The organism is Georgenia wutianyii (genome assembly GCF_006349365.1).
GTDB lineage: Bacteria > Actinomycetota > Actinomycetes > Actinomycetales > Actinomycetaceae > Oceanitalea > Oceanitalea wutianyii.
In genome coordinates, this window is sequence record NZ_CP040899.1 from 1,563,857 (window position 1) to 1,585,721 (window position 21,865).

The following is a 21,865-nucleotide window of genomic DNA, read 5'->3' on the forward strand; positions in this document are numbered from 1 at the left end:
GCCTCACGGGGTGGTCAGGTCGGCGGTGGCGGCCTCGCTCGCGCCGAGGGTGACCGGCGCCGAGGTCACGAGTGGCGCGCCGGTGGGGGAGCGGCGCAGCTCGACGATGTAGTGCGCCGGTGCGTCGACGTCGGCGAACGCGTACCGGCCCCCGCGCGCGGTCGTCGTGGCCACCGGTGGTGCGGCGGTGCCGTACTGGGAGGCGAGGTAGAGGTGGACGACGGCGCCCTCGGCGGCCTCGCCGGCGAGCGAGACGCGGCCGGAGATCGACGCGGGCGCCACGAGCACGGGGTCGATCCGTAGCCGTTGGCTCGCCCCGACCGTGACGATCTGCGACGTCGGCGCCGTGCCCCGGCGGGAGAAGGTCACCGTGTAGGTGCCGGGGACGAGGTCCTCCAGGACGTAGGTGCCGACGGCGTCGGCCGGGGTCGACGCCGTCGTCACCGTGTACTCGTTCGTCCCGGACGTCGCGGTGACGCGGACGTTTCCCGCCGGTGCCGCGGAGCCGGCGGCCGCGTCGCGGTACTGGGAGACGGTGCCGGTGAGCACGCCCGTGGCCGAGCGCATCACCGCGTCCACGCGGTCCGGCGCCGGTGCGCCGGCGGTGACGTTGCCGAAGCCGTCGATGCTCACCGAGACCACCTGGGAGGCGAGGTCGGCCCGGGTGAAGGTCACCGTGTACGTGGAGGGGATGCGTAGCCCTGCCACCGACCAGCTGCCCACGGGGTCGGTGGACTGGGTGACGGTCTGGCGGGTGCTCGACCCGTCGGTGACGGTGACGTTCACCCCGCCGCCGCCGTCGGGCGCGGTCACGGTGCCGCCGAGGGAGCCCGCGGCGGCACCGAGGGTGGCGGCGACGCCGTCGAGCTGCTGGCCGGCACCGAGGTTGAGGCTGAGGGTGGCGGGGGCGTGGCCCTCGGCGGTGACGATGACGGTGAAGGTGCCCGGCGTGGGCAGGCCGCGCAGCGTGAAGGAGCCGACCTCGCCCTCGGTGAGGGAGACCGTGCGGGCGGTGACCTCGCCGGAGGTCGCGGTCACCGTCGCCCCGCCGAGCGGGCCGGTGGCCCCCGTGACGCGGCCGGAGATCGCGCCGTCGCCGTCGAGGAGCTGGAGCTGCAGGTCGGTGCGGTCCTCCCCGGCGGCCACGTCGACCCGCTGCACCTGCTCGCTGTAGCCCGGCTTGGCGACGACGACGTCGTAGACGGCGGGGGAGGGGATGTCGGCGAGCTCGAAGGCGCCGTCGGACCCGACCGGGACGGTGCGCACGACGGCGCCGCGCACCCGCCCGGCGCCGGTGTCCTCGCTCGCGCCGAGCTGTCCGAGGAGCGCGGGGGAGTCGAGCGGCAGCTCGAGGGTGGCGGTGGCGCCCGCGACGTCGTCGCCGCTCACGGTGCCGCCGACGGTCGCCGGGACGCCGCCGAGGAGGACGGCCAGGCCGGCGGCGCTCTCCCCGGGGCCGACCTCGACGGACGCGGCCTCCGCGTTCGTCGCCGCTGCGGGGTACCAGACCTCGTCGAAGCCGGCGCCGCGGAAGCGGAGCTTGTAGCTGCCGGCGGGCAGCGAGGAGACGGCCCACGCCCCGGTCTCTCCCGAGGCGGTCGTGGCCACGGGCGCGGAGGTGTCAGTCACGTCGAAGGCCTCGACGGACACGCCGGCCACCGGCTCCCCGCTGGAGAGCAGCAGGGCGAGCCCGGACAGCGAGGAGGTGCCGGTGGTCGCTACCTGCTCGCGGGCCTGGGAGACCTGGAGGGCGAGGTCGCGGTCGGCGGCCGAGCGGGCGGCGACGGTGTTGAGGGCGGTGACGATGACGAGGGCGAAGACCGTCACCGCGAGGAGCAGCCCTGCCAGGCTGACCGAGGCGCGGGACAGTACCGGCCGCTGGACGAACACGCCCATCGCCGCGGGAGGGGTGTCGGGCTGGGTGACGGCGCGGGCGGCGTCCCCGGGCGGGGCGTCGCGCCGCCTGCGCGGGGCGGGCTGGGCGCGCTCGTCGGCGCGCAGCTCGAAGGCCCGTGCCACGGGGGAGCCGAGCAGCCGCCGCTTGCCGCTGACGGTGAGGGTGGCGGTGAGGTGCTCGCCGGGGGCCAGCCGTAGGCGCGAGGGCTCGAGGTGGAAGTCGAGCCGGTGCTCGGGGTCGGTGCCCACGATCGCGGCGTCCACCAGGGTGTTGCCGGTGTTCTCCACGACGACGCCGTAGGCGGCCCGCCGCCCGCCGGTCACGGTGCCGGGCTCGAGGCGCACGCCGAGGCGCGGTGCGCCCGCGACGTCGACGACGAGCTCCTCGATGGCGATCGCCTGCTCGCCGGTGACCTCCCGGACCTGGACGGCCAGTCGGCGCTCACCCGCGGGCAGCCCCGGCGGCAGGCGCAGCTCGAGGGCGACCGTCGTCGACTCCCCTGGGAACAGCCGCGGCTCGGGGTCGCTCAGGCGCACCCACGCCGGGTCCGCGCCGAGCACGCGCACCGCGTACCCGCCGATGACGTCACCGGTGTTGGTGACCGTGACGATGACCGGCTCCCCGGTGCCGGCGGTCAGCCGACGGGGCTCGAGCTCCACGCGCACGTCAGCCACCCGCCAGGGCGAGGTTGCGCGAGGCGGTCGCGCCGGCCGTGACACGCACGACACCGGTGCTCTCCACGCGCCCGTCGATCGCCACCGAGACGGTGTAGGTCCCGGCGGGCAGGTCGGCGAAGAGGTAGTAGCCCGGCGTGTTGGCACCGCCGGGTGAGGACGGCGGGCGCGTGGTCGTCGTCGTGGTCCGGGTGGTGCGCCCGTCGGTGGCGGTGACGTCGACGCCGACGGCACCCCGGCCACCGTCGGTCACGATGCCCTCGATCCGCCCGGTGGCGGGGTGGAGGGTGACGGCGACCGGGGCGGGTGGGCCGTCCGTGAGGTCGACCGGGACCGAGACCGAGCGGTAGCCGGGGTGGGTGAAGGTGAGGGTGTAGGTGCCCGGGGCCAGGCCGCTGAGGGTGAAGCTGCCGACGTCGCCGGCGGTGAGGGTCGTCGCGGCGAGGGTGGTCTCGGCCCCGCCGGCGGTCACGGCGACGCCGCCCAGGCCGGCGCCGGTGGGCAGGGTGACGCGGCCGGTCACGGTGCCGGCGCCGCCGCGCAGCACGACGGCGAGGTCGGTGTGGGACTGTCCGGCCGTGAGGTCGACGACGGCGCTCGCGCTCGTGTAGCCCTCGAGGTCGAAGGTGAGGACGTAGGTGCCCGGTGTCGGCAGGCCGGGGACGACGAAGGTGCCGACCTGGCCGACGGTCGGGGTGCCGACGACGACCTCGGCGTCCGCGACCGTCGTGCGGACCGTGACGCCGCCGAGCGGCAGCACGCCGTCGGTCACGGTGCCGCTGATCTGCCCGGCGCCCGCCGCGAGGCGCACGTGCTGGGCGAAGCGCTGCTGGCCGCCGGTGATGCGCTCGGTGATGGTCGTCGGGGCGTACCCCTCGGCGGTGAACGTGAGCTCGTAGGTGCCCGGGGCGGGCAGCCGCGGCAGCACGTACGCGCCGTCCGGCCCGGCGGTGGTCTCGACGACGACCTCCTCACCCTGCTCGGTCCACGTGGCGACCGCCCGCACGGTGGTCTCCACCGGCTGGGTCGTGTCCCCGACGTCGACGGTGCCCGCGATCTCACCGGGGTGCCCGACGAGCGCGACGTCGAGCCCGCCGGTCAGCGTCTGCGCCTCGGCGGTGACCGTGTCGGCCCCCGCGGCGTCGGGCGCCGCGGGGTACCAGACCTCGTCGTAGCCGTCGGCCGCCACCCGCAGGAGGTAGCCGCCGGGGAACAGGCCGGCGATCTCGAAGCTGCCGTCGGCCTGGGTCGCGGCCGACCCGACGAGCACGAGGCCGTCGCGGCCGTGGCGCCACGCCTCGGTGGTGATGCGCCCCAGGCCCACGCCGTCGGTGTCGCCGACGACCGTGCCCGTGAGCGAGCCGCCGACACCGGCCGGCAGCAGCCCGTCCTTGGCGACGGCACCGGCGGGGGCGTCCGAGCCACCCGCGCCGTCCTGCCCCGTGGCGGCGAAGAAGGACGCGGGGGCCGTGCGGGTCATCGGGTCGGTGCCGAGCATGCCGAGGATGCCGAGGAGGAAGATGCCCGCCCAGACCGCGATGATGCCGAGCAGGACGAGCGCCGTGAGCAGGCCGCGCCCGACGGCGGGCCGCTGGGTGAAGGTGAGCGCGACGTGCTGCTCGACCCCCTCGGCGGTCGCGGTGACCCGCAGCGGCCGCTCGACGTCCGAGCCGAGCAGGTGGCGCGGACCGCGCACCTGGACGGCGCACGCGGCGACCGCGCCGGGCTCGACGTGTACCGCGGAGGGCGTGATCCGCGACTCGACGCTGCGGTCGGTGTCCGTGGCGCGCAGCGCGACGTCGAGCGGCACGTTCCCGGTGTTGCGCACCGCGAGCTCGAAGCCCGCGCGGCGCCCGGCGCGGACGGCCGAGGGCACCGCGGCGAGGGAGAGCGCGGGTCGTGCGCCGACGACGACGTCGAGGTCGTGGTGGGCGGGCACCGAGCCGGGTGCCTGCCCGTCGACCTCCACCGTCACCGGGTGGGTGCCCGCTGGGAAGGTGTCGGGGACCGTGATCCGCACGTCGATCCGGCCGGTCGCGTCGGGGAAGAGCGCGAGGACGGGCGGGCTGGTCGTCACGTGGTCGGCCGGCAGCCCGAGGACCCGGGCGGAGATCGCGTCGATGACGGCGCCGGTGTTGACGACGTCGACGGGGACCTCCCCGGTCTCACCGGGCTGGACGCGCAGGACGTCGGTGGTGCTCAGTGCTCTCATGCGGGCGTCACGACCGCCCCTCGGTGAGCGCGGAGCGGACCAGGCCGCCACCCGAGCGGCGCACCGGGCCGGCGGCCTCCGCGGCGGCGTCGCGCGCCGTCGCGGGGCGGTGCGGGACGGGGGCGGCGAGGCCCTCGACCGAGGAGACGCCGGTGGCGGCGGGCTGCCAGCCGAAGGCGTCGCTGGCCATCGTGACGACGAGGGTGAACGCCGCGCGGTGGTTGCTGCCCAGCGCCGCCCACAGCTCGCGCGGACGGTTGACCTCGTCGCTCGCCAGGGAGAGCTGGACCGAGGAGGTGAGCGTGGCCGGCAGGTGCGCCGCGGGGACGGTCTGGTGGGAGAGGAACCGGGTGAGCACGTCACCCAGGAGCTGGTGCTCGTCGCGGGTGCTGCCCGCCCACGCGCTCACGAGGTAGGACAGCTGGACGAGCGGGAGCGAGGGGCGCCGCTCGGTGCCGCCGGGGCCGCTGCGCGCCGCCGGTGGCAGCGGGGGCAGCGGGCTGCGTGCGACGGCGTAGAGGAAGAGGTTGACCGTGACCCGGTTGACCTGCGCCGACCACGCGCCCGACGGCGCCTCGAAGGAGACGTCGCCGACCTCCTCGGGCAGCGGCAGCGTGGCGCGCAGGAGCGCCTCGAGGCCGTCCTCGACCGTGGGAATGAGCACGTGGGATCTCCTGGAGGGCGCGGGCCCTGGGCGCACGACAGGGCAGGACGATGGCGAGAGCGAGCGTAGGAACGGGCGGCCGGGACGGGCATCGGTAATCGCTACCGAACCTCAGGCCTCTGTGGTGCGGACCGCTCCCGGGTTGAGGATCTGGACGACCCCGCCGTAGGCGCACGCACACGTGGCACCGGCGGTGAGCGCCGGACTGCCGGCGACCGTGGTCGCCGCCGCCCCGCCCGTCCACGGCGTGCCGGTGGCCGGGACGCAGGGCATCGGGGTGAGCACGCCGAGCGCCGCGGCCGTCGCGGCGGCGACCATCGGGTTGGAGGGAGAGCTGCACATGCCGAAGGGCAGGATGTTGACCAGCGGGACGGAGTCGGTCACGGTGGCCGCAGGGCGGCCCTCGACGAGCACGCGCGAGACCGGCAGCACGTTGAGCGGGGCGGGGGACAGGCCCATGCTGCACTGGAGCATGGCGGTGGAGACGGCGGCTGGACGGCCCATGTCAGCGCCCCTCGACGGTCACAGCGCGCTGTCCCGCACGGTGGCGGTCAGTGGCTCGCCGGTCGTCGTGACGAAGCACGTGACCTCCCGGTCCCCGTCCTGCTCCCAGCTGCGCGCGGAGGGCAGGAGGTAGGTGAGGAAGAGGCTCGAGTCGCGGTAGTCCACGCCGACGTAGCCGGCGAACTCCGCCGCGCAGGAGCCGTCGGCGAAGTCCTTGAGCGCGCCGTCGCCGGGGTAGCCCTCCGTGCCCTCGCCGGTGACGTAGTCGACGACGGCGTAGGCCTCCTGGTCGTGGGCGCTGTCGCACGGCACCCGCGTGATCTCGGTGAGCTCGGCGACGATCTCCTCCGGCGCGAGGAAGCACTCACCCGGTGCGGCGTCGAACACCGACACCTGCTCGGGCCCCTGCCCGAACAGGGAGCAGCCCGTGAGGGCCGCGCCCGTGAGTACCGCCACGGCGGCCGGCGCCAGGCGTCTGCGCATCCCATCTCCTTCACTCGTGTGCGCTGTCGAACCTAGCCGCGCGGCCGACTCGTCCTCATCAGTAGTTGTTGCGCAACTTCCGCCTCATTTGCGTAGTGATTGCCGTAGCCGCCCCGGGCGGCCGGGCGGGACGCTGGAGCAACCGCCGCACCGGGCGGGCGGGACTGGAGGCAGTGGATGAGGGAGCTCGTCGCCGCGCTCGCGCGCGCGCTGGAGCGCCGGCCCGGCCTGCCCGCCACCGCCCACGCCGCGCTCGCCGCACTCGAGGCCGACGCCGCGGACCTCACCGCCGTGGACGGCCCGCTCGAGGAGGTCGCCGGCCGGCTCGGCCTCGGCGGGCTGGACAGCGGGCTCCTGGCCGTCGCCCTCGCGCCCGAGCTGCACCCCTCGGCGCACCTGCTCCTCGGTCTCCTCTCCGGCGACGACGGCGCCGCCCGCCCGTCCGTGGCTCTCGCCCTCGAGCTCACCGGCTCCTCGACGCTGGCGCCCGCCCCGCGCCGCCGGCTCGGCCTGCGCGCTCCACTGCGTCGCTTCGGGCTCCTCGACGTCCTCGGGGAGGACGTCCTGCTCTCACGGCGGCTGCGCGTCGCCGACCGGGTGGTCGCCCACCTGCTCGGGGACGACACCGTGCCCGCCGCGCTCGCCCCGCTGCTCGCGCCCGCCCTGCCGGTCACCGTCGAGGGCACGAGCGAGCTCGCGGGCTCGCTCGCCGGCGGCGCCGGACTCTGCTGGGTCAGCGCCCCGCCCGGCACCGCCGGCACCGCGCTCGCGGTGGCCGCCTGCCTGGAGCTCGACGTGCTGTGCCTCGTCGCCGACCTCACCCGCCCCGGCGCCCCCGACGCCGCCGACACCGCCGGCGTGCGGCAGACCGTCCGGGGCCTGGTCCTCGAGGCGGCGCTCGGCGGCGCCGTGCTCGTCCTCGCCGGGGCGGAGACCGCCGCGCCGGCCATGGACCTGCTCGCGGACGCCCCCGTCCCCGTCGTCGCCGTCGGGTCACGCCCGTGGGACGCCCGCTGGCACGCCTCCCTGCCGCCGGTGGTCACGGCGCCCCGGCTCACCACCGAGCAGCGGCGCCAGGAGTGGCGCACCGTGCTCGGCGGCGCCGACCCCGGTCCCGAGGTCACCGCGCTGCGCCTGGATGCCGAGCAGATCCACCTCGTCGGGCGCGCCGCCCGCGAGGAGGCGGCGGCCCGCGGGAAGCAGCTCTCGCCCGGTCTCGTCGCGGCGACCGCCCGCCGGCTGGGCCGCTCCACCCGCGCCGGGCACGGCGGCGGGACCGCCACGCTCGGCGACCTCGTGCTGCCCGCGCACGCCCGGGACGAGGTCGAGCGCCTCATCAGCTGGGCGCGGCACCGGGACGACGTGCTCGCCCTGGGGGACCTCCAGGGCAAGGGCGGCAAGGGCGGCGGCATCGCGGCCCTGTTCTCCGGCAGCCCCGGGACCGGCAAGACCCTCGCCGCGCACGTCGTCGCGGACGCCCTGGGGATGGACCTGTTCCAGGTCGACCTGTCGGCTGTGGTCGACAAGTACATCGGGGAGACGGAGAAGAACCTCGAACGCGTCTTCACCGAGGCGGAGTCGCTCAACTGCGTGCTCTTCTTCGACGAGGCCGACGCCGTCTTCGGCTCCCGCTCGGCGGTGTCCGACGCCAAGGACCGCTACGCCAACCAGGAGGTCGCCTACCTCCTCCAGCGCATGGAGGCCTTCGACGGCATCACCGTCCTCGCCACGAACCTGCGCGGCAACCTCGACCAGGCCTTCGCCCGCCGCCTGCACTTCATGATCCACTTCCCAGACCCGGACGCCGGGACCCGGCGCCGGCTGTGGGAGCACCACCTCGCCCCGCTCGCGCTCGACCCGCACGACCCCGTCGACCTCGACGTCCTCGCCGAGCACGTCGAGCTCGCGGGCGGCGACATCCGCAACATCGTGCTCGCCGCGACGTTCGAGGCGGTCGCCCGCGACCGGCCGGTGGGCATGGCCCACCTCGGGGGCGCGACCGTGCGGGAGTACGGCAAGCTCGGCCGGCGCCCACCCGCCGTCGTGCTCGCTGCGGCGACGTCCCTCACGCCGCTCGTTCAGTAGCGATTGCCGTAGCGCACCGCACCGCACCGCAGCGAGGCTGCTGACAGCCACGCCCCGCTCGACCAGACCACAGGAGGCAGCCGTGAGCACGTCCCGCGTCCACGAGACCGCCCGCACCCCCGTGCTCGACGTCGCCGAGCAGACCCCCGAGGCCGCCGGACCGGCGCGTCCCGTCCCGCTCGCCGGGGTGGCCGCCCTCACGGTGGGGGCGGCCGACGACCGTGCCGAGCACGACGCCGACGTCCTCGCCGACCGGGCGCTGCGACGCCTGCACGCCGGCGCGGGGGAGGAGGACGCGCAGCAGCACCGGCACGGGGCAGGCTGTGGCCACCTGCGCCGGTCCGCGGCGGCCCCAGCGCCGGGCGCCGTCGTCGGGCGTGAGGGAGGGGACCTCGACGCCGCCACCACCGCCGCCATCGAGGGCCGCCGCGGCAGGGGCGCCCCGCTGCCCGGCGGTGTCCGTCGCTCCATGGAGAGCGCATTCGGCACCCGCCTGGGCCACGTGCGCGTCCACACCGATCCCGCCGCGGCCGGACTCAACGCCCGGGTCGCCGCCCGCGCGTTCACCACGGGGAGCGACATCTTCTTCGGCGCCGGACAGTTCGCCCCTGGCACGCCGGAGGGCCGCCAGGTCCTGGCCCACGAGCTGGCGCACGTCGTCTCGGAGCCGGGCCCCGGCGTCCACCGCCTGTTCGGCGGGATCGGCAGGGCAGCCTCCCGGGTGAAGAACAGCGTCCTGCACCCGCGCGAGACGCCGACGGAGCGGGCGGCGCGCGAGATCGAGGAGGAGCGCAAGCGGCAGGACAAGGACGCCCGCAAGAAGCGCGAGGAGGAGGAGCGCGCCGGGGTCAAGCGCTCCAAGGTCCTCGAGACGAGCGAGCGGGCCGCACTCAAGCAGTCGCGCAAGGACGGTGTCGCCGGCAGGACGGCGATGACGTCGGCCGTCTACGGCGAGGGGACCGAGTGGAGCGACCCGGTCGAGCGCCACGCCGGGCTCGCCGAGGCCGGCAGCCACCTCGGCGTCCTCCAGCAGATGTTCGAGGACGCCCTGCGCTTCGAGAAGGCCGCCGTCAGCCACCTCGTCAAGGAGCACGCGGGGGACCCGACGTGGACGGACGAGCGGATCGCCGACCAGGCCTACCGGGAGACGTGGCTCGAGGGCCTGCCCGCCGAGCACCTCAAGCACGTGCGCCCGCCCCGGGAGACCGCGGCCGAGCGACTCGTCATCGACGTACGCCGGGCGCGCACGGCCGCGAACGTGCGCAAGACCGTCAACGACGAGGCCGCCGCGAGGACCGCCGCCGCCTCCGTCATGGGCACCCTGCTGCCGCCGGAGGTCGAGGCCGTCTACGAGAGCTACGTCAGCCACATCGACGCCGCGATGCAGGCCGACCCGACGCTCGACCCGCTCACCGCCGCCGCCCAGGGGGAGGCCGTCGTGTGGGCGACGACGGTCGCCAAGATCCGCACGAAGCGGCCCCCGCAGGGCTCGGCGCTCGACCTCGCGGCGATCGACCAGGCCCGCGAGCGCCTCGGGCTGCGGCAGCCCCCGGCCCCGGACGAGCGCGACACCCTCACGCGGGCGGAGGACGCGGTGGGGACGGTCGGCGGCTACGCCGGCACCGGGAGCACCGTGGCAGGACTGCTCGTCTCCGCCGGAGGAGCGCTCGTCAAGGACCCGGAGGAGACGAAGAAGCCGGAGGCGGAGTCGCCCGGTCTGCTCGCCAAGGGCCTGAGCAAGCTCCCCCTCCACTCCGAGATCACCGGCGCCCAGAAGCAGGTCGCCGCGAAGCAGCGGTCCAAGCCCTCCGACCCGCTGACCACCAAGGACAACGTCATCGCCGGGATCACCTCGGTCCGGGAGATCGTCACCGGCCTCACCGGCGCGGTCCAGTCCGCTCTCAAGTTCGCCAAGGCGACGAAGCGGGCCTACGAGGACCCCGACCCCCGCAAGGCGCTGGCCGCCGCCAAGGCAGGGGTCGACGGGCTCAAGGGCCTCAACAGCACGGCCAGGTCGACCGCCAACCTCGCCAAGGCGATCTCCCCGTCGGTCACCGAGTCCGTCGGCAAGGTCATCCCCGGGTTCAACATCGCCGGTGCGGCCCTCGGCGTCGTGAGCAACGCCATCGACCTGGCCGACAGGTCCCTGCGGCTGGGGCAGACGAACGAGACGATCTTCCAGGCCCGCAGCAGGGACAAGGCGGCCACCGCCGTCGACGTCCTCGTCCACCCGATGCTCGGCCTCGCGCAGAGCTACACCAAGCAGGTGGAGAAGGCGTCCTGGGACACCGGCGTGGCCGTCTCCGACCTCGCGACGGCGATCGCCACGGTCGCCAGCGGCGGCGGCTACGGCATCCCCGCCGCGGTCCAGGCCGGGGTCAAGCTGCTCGACACCCTGCACAGCCTCGGCCACTTCGTGGCCGACGAGGTCCTCGTCGAGATCGCGCGCACCGCCGAGCGGGAGTCCGCGGTCCTCCACCTCGAGGGTGGTGCGGAGAACGAGCTGCGCAAGCACCCGGCGATGGCGGTGGACGGCATCATCATGCGCGCCGTCCGCGGGGACCAGGTCGCCCAGTCGTTCCTCGCCACCTACGAGGTCGACGGCCGGCCGATCAGCCTCGCCATGCTGCGCGCACTGGACGCCCCCGACCTCGGCGCCGACGCCGGCGTGGAGGACGGCTTCCTCACCATCCGCAACGCGGTGCTCGACGACCTCGGCGCCGAGGCCGACCCCCAGCACGCCTACACCACGTACAAGAAGAAGGCCGGCGCGTTCCTCGGCGGGGTCCGCGCCTCGTGGCGCACCACCGGCGACCTCGCCACCAAGCGCAACAAGATGGACGACGCCGCCACCGGCGGGGCGAAGGGGCACCGCGGTCTCGCGTGGCGGCTGAAGATGATGCTGCGCGGGCAGGAGGCCACCACCCGGTCGGTCAACAGGACCGCCGTCCTGTGGACCCACGCGACCGGCGGCGTGGACACCGAGGGGGCGGCCGTCGTGTGCGGCACGCACGTCCTGCCGGCGGAGCCGACCGACGCCGAGCTCACCGCCTTCCTCGACGGGATCGGCGCGATGAGCACCGATGAGATCCTCAAGCACACCGCCAACCCCGCGAACGATGCGGCGGCACGCGAGTTCCTGCTCTGCGTGTGCGCCGAACGATGGAAGGAAGAGGAGCGTACGAGTGTCTGACGTCGAACTGCCGGAGGCAGTACCCATGACCGACCCCCTGCCGGAGGCCGCGGAGTCGGCCAGTGACCTGCTGACCGCCTCGGTCCGGGCCCTCGTGGCCCGGGGACGGAGCGTCGAGGTGGACTGGGAGCTGGAGACATTCGTCCTCGGCGACGTGGTCATGGGGGTGGTGATGTCCTCCTCCCGCTCGGTCGTGCTGCACGCCGTGCGGCCCCAGCTGGTACCCGCCGGGGCGCTGGTCAACCTCGTCGAGGCGGTGCCCCGCATCAACACGCGGCTGAGCACCTCCGCCGTCGAGGTCGACCTCGGCACCGGGGCGCTGTCCGTGCGCGCCGGGCTGGAGATCGGCGACGTCGACGTCCCGGAGGAGGTCTTCGCCGCCCTCCTCGGCAACGTGCTCGACGAGGTCGAGCGGGCCTGGCGGGTCTACGGCCCCGTGCTGGAGGCGGTCATCGAGGGGCGTCTGGACCCCGCCGAGGTGGCCGGCCACTGGGAGTGACGAACTCGGCGAGCAGCCGGGCGAGCACCGCCGGCTGGTCGACGGGGACGAGGGTGGCGGAGTCCTCGACGACGACGAGCCTCCCGCGCGGGAACAGCCGGGCCAGCGCGGGACCGTGCTCGGGCGGCATGAGGCGGTCCTGCGCCGCCCACACGACGAGGACGGGACGGTCGAACGTGCTCAGCGCGCAGGACAGCCGCTCCAGCTCGGTGCGGCTCGGGGTCGAGCGGGCGAAGGTACGCAGGTCGCGGCGGACGAGCCGGTCGCGGCGCGCCGGCCGGAACCAGCCGTCCATGACGTCGCGGGGGACCGGGCGCCTGCTCATCCACCCCCACCCGCCCGGCGCGCGGCGGAACCAGGTGAACCGCTGGAGCTGCATGACGAGCCAGAGCAGCGCGGGCACCCGCGCGGCCACCGCGACGGCCCTGCCGGCACGCCCGGGCGGGTAGTTGTCGAAGGACTCGCAGGCGACGAGGACGGCCGCGGCGACGCGGGCGGTCTCGCCCTCGGCCAGGAGCAGCTGTGCCCCTCCCCAGTCGTTGAGGACGAGCGTGACGTCGGTGAGGTCGAGCGCCTCGAGCAGCTCCCCGACGAGGGCCGCGACGCCGCGGTGGGTGACGAGCTCGGGCCGGTCCATCGCCCGCTGGTGGCTGCCGAGCGGCAGCGTCGGGCAGATGCAGCGCACGCCCGGGCCGAGGGCGCGCACGACGTCCCGCCAGAGGGTGGCGTCCATGTTCACCCCGTGCAGGAGGACGAGCGTGGGTCCGTCCCCGCCCGTGTCGACGTACTCGACGGTGCCCGCGGTGAGGGCGACCTCGCGTCGGTCCATGGTGCGAGGCTGCACCCTGCGGGCCGCCCGGGGGAAGGGAATATCACGGCCGGGCCGGACACGTCCGGCACTAGGATCGGGCACGATGCCTACCACCTCCGCTCCCTCCTCCGTCACGTCCACGCGCCGCCCCGGCCACCCGGCGGCGGTGCTGTGGGACATGGACGGCACGATCGTCGACTCCGAGCCGTACTGGATCGCGACCGAGACGGAGCTGGCCACCGAGAACGGCGGGACGTGGAGCCACGAGCAGGGACTGGCGATGGTCGGCAGGCCGATCGCCGACACCGCCGAGCTCCTGCGTGACCTCGGCGTCCCGGGCACCGTGGCGGAGATCTCCGACGAGCTCGTCCGGCGGGTGGCCGGCCGTATCCGCACCGAGGGCGCCCCGTGGCGCCCGGGCGCCCGTGAGCTGCTCACCGCGCTCGGTGAGGCGGGGATACCGTGCGCGCTCGTGACGATGTCCTACCGCGAGATGGCCGACGCCGTCCTCGAGGTGCTGCCCGAGGGCACGTTCGCGGCGGTCGTCACCGGTGACGAGGTCACCCACAGCAAGCCGCACCCCGAGCCGTACCTCACGGCCGCCCGCATGCTCGGCGTCGACATCCGTGACTGCGTCGCGTTCGAGGACTCCGTCCCCGGGGTCGCCTCCGCCGAGGCGTCCGGTGCCGCGACCGTCGTCGTGCCGATGATGATCCCCATCCCGCCGGCGCCCGGGCGCAGCATGGTCCACACGCTCGAGGGCCTGACGATCGAGGACCTCGCGTCCGTCCTCGCCGGGACCCCGCTCGTCCGCATGTGACCCCGGCGAGCGCCGCCGTCAGGCGAGGCCGGCGCCGACGGTCGTCCGGCGGGTGGCGGTGAGGAGGCGGTCCAGGCCCTCCTGCGGCGGCTCGGGGGGCGTGCCGCCGAACGCCGGGCACAGGGCGCGGAAGCTGCACCAGTCGCACAGCCGCGAGGTGCGCGGCACGAACCGCCCGCTCTCGGCCGCGCGGGCGATGGCGCCCCACACCGACTCGATCTGCTCCTCGGTGGCGAGCAGCTCGTCCTGCGTGGGGTCCAGGGTGAGGACCTGTCCGTCACCGAGGTAGACGAGCTGCAGCCGGCGCGGCGGGGTGCCGGTGAGCCGCCAGAGGATGAGCCCGTAGAAGCGCATCTGGAACAGGGCGTCGGCGGCCCACTGCGGCTTGGGGGAGCGGCCGGTCTTGTAGTCGACGACGCGCACCGCACCGTTCGGGGCGACGTCGAGCCGGTCGACGAAGCCGCGCAGGAGCACCCCGGAGGCGAGCTCCACCTCGACGAGCTTCTCGCGCTCCGCCGGCTCGAGCCGCTGCGGGTTCTCCACCTGGAAGTAGCGCTCGACGAGCTCGCGCGCGCTCACCAGCCAGGCGTGCAGCTCCTCCGGCGTCCCGAACATCTGCTCGACGTCTGGGCGCTCGGCGCGCAGGTCCTCCCAGGCGGGGGCGAGCAGCTCGACGCCCGCGGCCGGGTCGCGACGGTCGGCGGGCAGGTCGTAGAGCCGCTCGAGGACGCTGTGGACGAGGGTGCCGCGAGCCGCGGCCGGGCTCGGCGGCTCGGGCAGCCGGTCCACGGCGCGGAAGCGGAAGAGCAGCGGGCACTGCATGAAGTCCTTGGCACGCGAGGGCGACAACGCCACCGGACGGGGCTCCTGCGGGGCGTCCGCCGGGGGGACGGCGGAGGGCACGAGGGCCACCGGGGACGTCGCGGTCTCTGTGCTGCTCACTGCCATGGCGCCACTGTAGGCAGAGGCTCCGACACTGCCGGTGCCTCCCACGCCGGATGTGGGCAGGGCGGCACCGGGACGTAGGGTGCGGGAATGACACGTCTGGGGCAGCGCACCTCCTCGGGCTGGGTGATCGGCCGCATCCGCGGTGTTCCCGTCGTGTTCGCGCCGTCGTGGTTCCTCATGGCCGCCGTGCTCGGGATCATCGTCGCGCCGACGATCACCCGCGTGGTGCCCGAGGCCACGACCACCGCCACCGTGCTCGCCGCCGCGAGCGTCCCGGTCACCCTCATGATCGGCGTCCTCGCCCACGAGATCGCCCACGGCCTCGTCGGCCAGGCCGTCGGCTCCCCGCCGCGGGAGTACGTGCTCACCCTGTGGGGCGGGCACACGCAGTTCGACGCCGACATGCGCACCCCGGGCGCCTCGGCGCTCGTCTCGGTCGTCGGCCCGCTGGCCAACGCCGTGCTCGCAGGGCTCGCCTGGTTCGCCCTCGGGTTCGCCGAGTCCCCGCTCGTCGCGGTGCTCTGGCAGATCGCGGCACTGAGCAACGCCGCCGTCGCGTTCTTCAACCTGCTGCCCGGGTACCCGCTCGACGGCGGGCGCATCCTGGAGGCGGCGGTGTGGAAGGTGACGGGCGACCGGCTCGCCGGGCTCAGCGCGGCCGGCTGGGGTGGGCGCGTCGTCGCCGTTGCGGTCGTCGTGGTCGGCCTGGGCCGCCCCCTCGCGCTCGGCCTGCGCCCGACGACCTTCACGGTGCTGTGGGTCGGTCTGCTCGCCTTCTACCTGTGGGCGGGCTCCAGCCAGGCGGTGAACACCGCCCGGGCGCGGCGCCGTGCGGCGGGCATCGACCTGCGGTCGGTCGCCCAGCCGGCCCTCGCCCTGCCCGCCTCCGCCCCGGTCGCCGCAGCGGACGCCGCGGCCGGCCGTCGCGTCGTCCTCCTCGGCCCGGCCGGTGAGGTCGTCGGGCTCGTCGACGACGCCGTCCTCGCCCAGGTGCCCCCCGCCGCGCGGGCGACGACCCCGTTGACCGCCGTCGCCTCCGTGCTCCCGCCGACGAGCGTCGTCACCCGGCTCACCGGCGCCGCCGGGGTCGGGGCCGCGGCGCAGGCGGCCCGCACGAGCCCGGCGATCGTCCTCGTCGACGGCGCGGCGGGCGTCGTCGGGGTGCTCACGGTGGACCGCCTGGAGGAGGCGCTGCGCCGGACCCGGCCCTGAGTGTCGGTGGCGCGGTCTACTCTCGGCCGCACGAGAGGGGTGGTGGCGGTGGCGCATCCGCAGATGTTCGAGGACGACGACCCCTACCTCGCGCGCGTCCGGGCGATCGCCCTGGGCTTCCCCGACGCCACCGAGGCCGTCTCGCACGGCCGGCCCACGTTCCGGGCGCGCAAGATCTTCGCCGTCTACGGCAGCTCGACGAAGGGCGACGCCGCCACCCGGGTGCGCTACCCGCGGGGCCTGGTCCTCTCCCCGGAGGACAGCGAGCGGCCCGCCCTCGCGGAGGACCCGCGCTTCTTCCTGCCCGCCTACTACGGCCCCTTCGGGTGGGTCGGGCTCGACCTGGGCTACGCGTCGCCGGAGGAGGTCGACTGGCAGGAGGTCGCCGAGCTGCTCGACGGCTCCTACCGGCAGGTGGCCGGCCCCCGGCTCGTCGCCCGCCTCGAGCAGGAGGGAGGCCCCGCCGGCTCGGCAGCGCCCTGACCACCCCGGTCAGGGAACGGGCGAACCGCCCTTCCCGTGAGGTGTGAGTGGTGTCACCCTGGAGTCATGTGCCGCAACATCCACACCCTGTACAACTTCGCGCCGCCGGCGACCTCCGAGGAGGTCCAGGCCGCCGCCCTGCAGTACGTGCGCAAGGTGGCCGGCATGACCAAGCCCTCCCAGGCCAACCAGGAGGCGTTCGACGCCGCGGTCGCCCAGGTCGCCCACGCCACCCAGCACCTGCTCGACGCCCTCGTCACCACCGCTCCCGCGAAGGACCGGAAGACCGAGGCAGCCAAGGCACGCGAGCGCGCCCGGCAGCGGTACGACGCCCAGTACGCCTGAGCCGGCGACAGGCGGAGGACGCCGGGTTTGTAGACTCGTCGATCGTGACTTCACATCCCGACGCCCCCGCCGACCGTCCGCTCGGCCCCGCGGGGCGGCGCGGCCCCCTCGCCGTCGGGGAGCGCGTCCAGCTCACCGACCCCAAGGGCCGCCTCCACACGATCACCCTCGACCCGGCCGCGACGTTCCAGACCCACCGCGGCTACCTGCGCCACGACGAGGTGATCGGCCGTCCGGAAGGGATCGTCGTCGCCACGACGGGCGGGGTGGAGTACCTCGTCCTGCGTCCGCTGCTCGCCGACCACGTCCTGTCGATGCCACGGGGTGCCGCCGTCGTCTACCCCAAGGACGCCGCCCAGATCGTCGCGATGGCCGACATCTTCCCGGGCGCGCGCGTCGTCGAGGCGGGCGTCGGGTCCGGCGCGCTGAGCATGTCGCTGCTCCAGGCCGTAGGCCCCACCGGCCGCCTGCTGTCGGTCGAGCGGCGCGCCGACTTCGCCGAGATCGCCCAGGCCAACGCCCGCGCCTGGTTCGGGACCGACCACCCGGCGTGGGAGGTCGTCGTCGGCGACCTCGCCGAGGTGCTGCCCACCGCGGTCGAGCCGGGCTCGGTCGACCGCGTCGTCCTCGACATGCTCGCGCCGTGGGAGAACCTCCAGGTCGCCGCCGACGCGCTGGCCCCGGGCGGTGTGCTCATCGCCTACGTCGCCACGACCACCCAGCTGTCCCGCTTCGTCGAGGACGCCAAGGACTCCGAGCTGTTCACCGAGCCGCGGGCGTGGGAGACGCTCCTGCGCGGCTGGCACCTCGAGGGCCTGGCGGTGCGGCCCGACCACCGGATGGTCGGGCACACCGGCTTCCTCGTGACGACCCGACGCATGGCACCGGGCGTCACCCCGCCGCTGCGCAAGCGGCGCCCGGCCAAGGGCGCCTACCCCGTCGAGGAGGAGTGGGCCGAGGACCTGGGGGAGCGGACCGTCTCGGACAAGAAGATCCGCCGGGTGCGCCGCGACCAGGACCGCGCCGAGCGCCTGCGCGAGGAAGGCACCGCGACGCGTCCCGAGGGGGACTCTCCCACCCAGTGACCGGGCGCGCGCCCGGCGCGCCGGGTGACCTACCGTGGGGGCAGTCGAGCAGGGAAGGGGCCGTGATGGCCGAGGCGGGGATGGACGGGTTCCGGACCGACCGGGTCAAGGAGCTCGAGCAGCAGGCGGCCAGTCTCGCGACGAAGAACGAGCGGCTCGCCACGGCGCTCCAGGGGGCGCGTGAGCGCCTGGAGACCATGCAGGAGCAGATCGACGCCCTGTCCCGCCCGCCCGCGAGCTTCGCCACCGTGCTCGCCGTCGACGTGCCCGCCCGCGAGGTCGAGGTGCTCTCCAGCGGCCGTCACCTCCGCGTGGCCGCCGCGCCGTCCCTGCCCCTCGGGGCGCTGCGCCCGGGCCAGCAGGTCCGGCTCAACGAGGCGCTCGTCGCCGTGCAGCCCGGCGGCTACGAGGAGACGGGGGAGCTCGTCGCCGTCAAGGAGGTCGTCGACGACGCGCGGGTGCTCGTCGTCGCCCGCTCCGACGACGAGCGCGTGCTGCGCCTCGCCGCCCCGCTGCGCGACACCGGCATCCGGGTGGGGGACACGCTGCTCGCCGACCTGCGCAGCGGGTTCGCCCTCGAGCACGTCGAGCGCTCGGAGGTGGAGGACCTGCTCCTGGAGGAGACGCCCGACGTCGACTACGGGGACATCGGCGGCCTCGGTCCGCAGATCGAGCAGATCCGCGACGCCGTCGAGCTGCCCTTCCGGCACCCCGAGCTCTACCGCGAGCACGGCCTCAAGCCGCCCAAGGGCGTCCTGCTCTACGGACCGCCCGGGTGCGGAAAGACGCTCATCGCCAAGGCGGTGGCGACGTCCCTCGCCGGCACCGGTGAGGACGGCCGGCGCAAGGGCAGCTACTTCCTCAACATCAAGGGCCCCGAGCTCCTCAACAAGTACGTCGGGGAGACCGAGCGCCAGATCCGGGTGATCTTCGCCCGCGCCCGGGAGAAGGCCGCGCTCGGTCTGCCGGTCGTCGTCTTCTTCGACGAGATGGACTCCCTGTTCCGCACCCGCGGCACCGGCGTGTCCAGCGACGTCGAGACGACCGTCGTGCCCCAGCTGCTCGCCGAGATCGACGGTGTGGAGAAGCTCGAGAACGTCGTCATCATCGGCGCCTCGAACCGCGAGGACATGATCGACCCGGCGATCCTGCGTCCCGGCCGGCTCGACGTGAAGATCAAGATCGAGCGGCCCGACGCCGCCGGCGCCCGGGAGATCCTCGCCAAGTACCTCACCGCCGACCTGCCGATCCACCCCGAGGAGCTCGCGCGCCACGACGGCGACCCGCGCGCCGTCGTCGCCGCCATGGCCGAGGCCGTGGTCGCGCGGCTGTACTCCACGACGCACGACAACCGGTTCCTCGAGGTCACCTACGCGAGCGGGGACAAGGAGGTCCTGTACTTCAAGGACTTCGCCTCCGGGGCGATGATGGCCAACATCGTCGACCGCGCGAAGAAGGCCGCGATCAAGGACCTCATCGCCACCGGCGAGCGCGGGCTGCGCACCTCCCACCTGCTCGCCGGCTACGCCGCCGAGATGCGGGAGAACGAGGACCTGCCCTCGACGACGAACCCCGACGACTGGGCGCGCGTCGCCGGCCGCAAGGGCGAGCGGATCGTCTTCATGCGCACGCTCGGCAGCGGCGGGGGGACCGGGGAGGGCGCCGAGCCCACCCGCGTCGTCGAGACCCGCGACTACCTGTGAGCGGGGTGCCGCGATGACCGTGCGCCGGATGATGGGCATCGAGACCGAGTACGGGGTGCTCGAGCCGGGCCACCCCATGGCCAACCCGATGGCGCTGTCGGCGGCGGTCGTCGTCGCCTACGCGCAGACTGTGGCCACCGCCCGCTGGGACTACGAGGGGGAGGACCCGCTGGCCGACGCCCGCGGCTTCCGCCTCGACCGCGCCGCGGCCCACCCCGACCAGCTCACCGACTCCCCGGCTGACCTCGCCGCCCGGCTCGGGCCCTACCACCGGCGCCGGCCGGGGCCCGAGGAGCGGCCCGGGCCGATGACCTCCCTCGTCCTCACCAACGGCGCCCGTCTCTACGTCGACCACGCCCACCCGGAGTACTCCAGCCCCGAGGTCACCGGCCCGCGGGCCGCGGTGCTGTGGGACCGGGCCGGTGAGGAGGTCATGCGCCGCGCCGCCGCGACGCTGGCCGCCGAGCCGGCGATGCCCGACGTCGCCCTCTACAAGAACAACGTCGACGGCAAGGGCCAGTCCTACGGCACCCACGAGAACTACCTCATGGACCGCGCGGTGCCCTTCGGTGACGTCGTCCGCTACCTCACCCCGTTCCTCGTCACCCGCCAGGTCTTCACCGGTTCGGGCCGGGTGGGGCTCGGGCCGCGCTCGGAGGTGCCCGGCTTCCAGCTCTCCCAGCGCGCGGACTACGTGGAGAACGACGTCGGCCTGGAGACGACCTTCAACCGGCCGATCATCAACACCCGCGACGAGCCGCACGCCGACGCCGAGCGCTACCGCCGCCTCCACGTCATCGTCGGGGACGCCAACCTCCTCGAGACCGCCACCTACCTCAAGCTCGCCACGACCTCCCTGGTGCTGTGGCTGCTCGAGCAGGACGCCGTGCCGCTCGCCCTGGACACCGTCGCCCTCGACGACGCCGTCGCCGAGACGCGCCTGGTCAGCCACGACACCACCCTCACCCACCGGCTCACGTTGGCCGACGGGCGGCAGATGACCGCGCTGGAGATCCAGCGGCTCTACCTCGAGACGATCCGTGAGGCGCTCGGCCCGGACGTGGACGAGGAGACCCGCGACGTGCTCGCGCGCTGGGACTCGGTGCTCACCCGGCTCCGGCAGGACCCGATGTCCTGCGCCGCGGACGTCGAGTGGGTGGCCAAGCTCCGCCTTCTCGAGGGGATGCGGCGGCGCGACGGCCTGGGGTGGGAGCACCCGCGCCTGGCGGCGCTCGACCTCCAGTGGTCCGACGTGCGGCCCGAGCGCAGCATCTACCAGCGCCTCGCCGCGTCCGGCGCCGTCGAGCGGCTCGTCACCCAGGAGGACGTGGACGCGGCGGTGCACACCCCGCCGCACGACACCCGGGCCTGGTTCCGCGGTGAGACCGTGCGACGGTACGGCGCGGGCGTGGCAGCCGCCGGCTGGGAGTCGGTGGTGCTCGACGTCCCGGGCACCGAGCACCTCGTCCGCCTCCCGATGGCCGAGCCCGCACGGGGCACGCGCGCGCACGTGGGGGAGGCGCTGGACGCCAGCCCCGACGTCGCCACGCTCCTGGAGGAGCTGCGCCGCCGCCACCGCTGAGCGCGGTGCCCGGCGCGGGCTCAGTCGCCGGCGCTGCCCCCGGCCGCGAGCCCGTCCAGCCAGGTGAGGATCCGGTCCGCCGTCTCCTGCGCGTCGAGGTCGTCGGTCTCGATCCGTAGGTGCGGGTGCCGGGCCAGCAGGAGGACTCCGGGCAGGTCGGTCCGGGTGCCGGTGTTCATGACGAGCCGCTCCATCTCCCGGACGTTCGCGTCGGACCACTCGAGGTCACGCTTCGACCTCTTCTCGGCGAGCCGCAGCTCCGTCCGGTTGCGTCGCAGGCGCGTGTCGAGGTCCGCCGCGAGCTCGACGAACGCCACGTCCGCGCCCCGCTCGACGTAGGGGCGGACGTACTCGCTGATCTCCTCGAGGTCGGACTGCAGGTCCAAGCCCCAGACGAACGTGAGCAGCAGGTCGATCCCGGCGCCGACGGCCTCCTCGACGACGCGCACCCGCGACTCACCGAGGAGGCGGGTGAACGGCGGCGTGCCGTAGTCGAACACGTCGAGCAGCGGCTCGATGATCGCGTGGTTGTGGAGCATGCGGAAGGTGCTCCGCTCGACGACCGCGCGGCCGACGGTCATCTTCCCCACGGCCGGGGGTCCGAAGATCACGAGGAGACGCATGCGGTGACTCTGCCAGGTTCTCGGGCGTCGGTCCGGCACCTT

At 74.9% G+C, this 21,865-nt stretch carries 18 protein-coding genes; 10 read left to right on the forward strand and 8 right to left on the reverse strand.

Features of this window, described 5'->3' with window-relative positions; translation table 11 throughout:
- Positions 1–3: 3 nt before the first annotated feature.
- The 5 genes from FE251_RS06940 to FE251_RS06960 form a co-directional block, all read right to left on the reverse strand.
- Complete coding sequence (locus tag FE251_RS06940; RefSeq protein WP_139948350.1) at positions 4–2,571, reverse strand: carboxypeptidase regulatory-like domain-containing protein; 2,568 nt, start codon at positions 2,569–2,571, stop codon at positions 4–6.
- Positions 2,564–4,783, reverse strand: coding sequence for a carboxypeptidase-like regulatory domain-containing protein (locus FE251_RS06945; protein ID WP_139948351.1), 2,220 nt, complete (start codon positions 4,781–4,783; stop codon positions 2,564–2,566). Before FE251_RS06945 ends, FE251_RS06940 begins: the two co-directional genes overlap by 8 nt.
- 7 nt (positions 4,784–4,790) lie before the next feature.
- Entirely contained in the window at positions 4,791–5,447 is a 657-nt protein-coding gene (locus tag FE251_RS06950; protein WP_168202673.1) for a DUF4255 domain-containing protein, read from the reverse strand.
- A 111-nt stretch (positions 5,448–5,558) separates the two neighbouring features.
- Positions 5,559–5,951, reverse strand: a complete 393-nt coding sequence (locus tag FE251_RS06955) for a DUF4280 domain-containing protein (protein WP_139071803.1) — start codon at positions 5,949–5,951, stop codon at positions 5,559–5,561.
- Between the two features lie 18 nt (positions 5,952–5,969).
- The gene (locus tag FE251_RS06960) at positions 5,970–6,434 is read right to left on the reverse strand and encodes a septum formation family protein (RefSeq protein ID WP_139071802.1); all 465 of its coding nucleotides are present in this window, start codon (positions 6,432–6,434) and stop codon (positions 5,970–5,972) included.
- A 177-nt stretch (positions 6,435–6,611) separates the two neighbouring features.
- On the opposite strand from FE251_RS06960, the gene FE251_RS15630 reads away from it, so the two are divergent.
- The 3 genes from FE251_RS15630 to FE251_RS06975 all read left to right on the forward strand — a co-directional run bounded on the left by FE251_RS15630 (position 6,612) and on the right by FE251_RS06975 (position 12,211).
- Positions 6,612–8,519 carry an ATP-binding protein gene (locus tag FE251_RS15630; RefSeq protein ID WP_139071801.1) on the forward strand — a complete coding sequence of 636 codons (1,908 nt, stop codon included), beginning with the start codon at positions 6,612–6,614 and terminating at the stop codon, positions 8,517–8,519.
- Between the two features lie 82 nt (positions 8,520–8,601).
- A complete protein-coding gene (locus tag FE251_RS15635; protein WP_218013609.1) occupies positions 8,602–11,712 on the forward strand; it encodes an eCIS core domain-containing protein in 3,111 nt (1,036 codons plus the stop codon).
- Positions 11,713–11,737: 25 nt separating this feature from the next.
- Positions 11,738–12,211 (forward strand): type III secretion system chaperone family protein, encoded by a 474-nt coding sequence (locus tag FE251_RS06975; protein ID WP_139071800.1) that lies wholly within the window; start codon positions 11,738–11,740, stop codon positions 12,209–12,211.
- Here the strand turns inward: FE251_RS06975 and FE251_RS06980 are convergent.
- A complete protein-coding gene (locus tag FE251_RS06980; RefSeq protein ID WP_139948352.1) occupies positions 12,162–13,040 on the reverse strand; it encodes an alpha/beta fold hydrolase in 879 nt (292 codons plus the stop codon). The two genes, FE251_RS06975 and FE251_RS06980, sit on opposite strands and share 50 nt — an antisense overlap.
- Before the next feature lie 85 nt (positions 13,041–13,125).
- On the opposite strand from FE251_RS06980, the gene FE251_RS06985 reads away from it, so the two are divergent.
- Positions 13,126–13,842 carry an HAD family hydrolase gene (locus FE251_RS06985; RefSeq protein ID WP_139071798.1) on the forward strand — a complete coding sequence of 239 codons (717 nt, stop codon included), beginning with the start codon at positions 13,126–13,128 and terminating at the stop codon, positions 13,840–13,842.
- Positions 13,843–13,860: 18 nt separating this feature from the next.
- On the opposite strand, the gene FE251_RS06990 is transcribed toward FE251_RS06985, so the two are convergent.
- Positions 13,861–14,790, reverse strand: a complete 930-nt coding sequence (locus FE251_RS06990) for a RecB family exonuclease (RefSeq protein WP_139071797.1) — start codon at positions 14,788–14,790, stop codon at positions 13,861–13,863.
- 87 nt (positions 14,791–14,877) lie between these two features.
- On the opposite strand from FE251_RS06990, the gene FE251_RS06995 reads away from it, so the two are divergent.
- The 6 genes from FE251_RS06995 (at position 14,878) to dop (ending at position 21,200) form a co-directional block, all read left to right on the forward strand.
- Entirely contained in the window at positions 14,878–16,002 is a 1,125-nt protein-coding gene (locus tag FE251_RS06995; RefSeq protein WP_139071796.1) for a site-2 protease family protein, read from the forward strand.
- Positions 16,003–16,050: 48 nt separating this feature from the next.
- Entirely contained in the window at positions 16,051–16,485 is a 435-nt protein-coding gene (locus tag FE251_RS07000; RefSeq protein WP_139071795.1) for an MmcQ/YjbR family DNA-binding protein, read from the forward strand.
- A 66-nt stretch (positions 16,486–16,551) separates the two neighbouring features.
- Complete coding sequence (locus FE251_RS07005; protein WP_139071794.1) at positions 16,552–16,830, forward strand: DUF2277 domain-containing protein; 279 nt, start codon at positions 16,552–16,554, stop codon at positions 16,828–16,830.
- A gap of 44 nt (positions 16,831–16,874) precedes the next feature.
- On the forward strand, positions 16,875–17,915 hold the full coding sequence (locus tag FE251_RS07010) for a tRNA (adenine-N1)-methyltransferase (protein WP_139071793.1): 1,041 nt from the start codon (positions 16,875–16,877) through the stop codon (positions 17,913–17,915).
- A gap of 65 nt (positions 17,916–17,980) precedes the next feature.
- Positions 17,981–19,618: a proteasome ATPase gene (gene arc / locus FE251_RS07015; protein WP_139071792.1), complete on the forward strand. Its 1,638-nt coding sequence runs from the start codon at positions 17,981–17,983 to the stop codon at positions 19,616–19,618.
- A 13-nt stretch (positions 19,619–19,631) separates the two neighbouring features.
- On the forward strand, positions 19,632–21,200 hold the full coding sequence (dop, locus tag FE251_RS07020) for a depupylase/deamidase Dop (RefSeq protein WP_139071791.1): 1,569 nt from the start codon (positions 19,632–19,634) through the stop codon (positions 21,198–21,200).
- A gap of 20 nt (positions 21,201–21,220) precedes the next feature.
- On the opposite strand, the gene FE251_RS07025 is transcribed toward dop, so the two are convergent.
- On the reverse strand, positions 21,221–21,823 hold the full coding sequence (locus FE251_RS07025; RefSeq protein WP_139071790.1) for an ATP-binding protein: 603 nt from the start codon (positions 21,821–21,823) through the stop codon (positions 21,221–21,223).
- Positions 21,824–21,865: the final 42 nt, after the last annotated feature.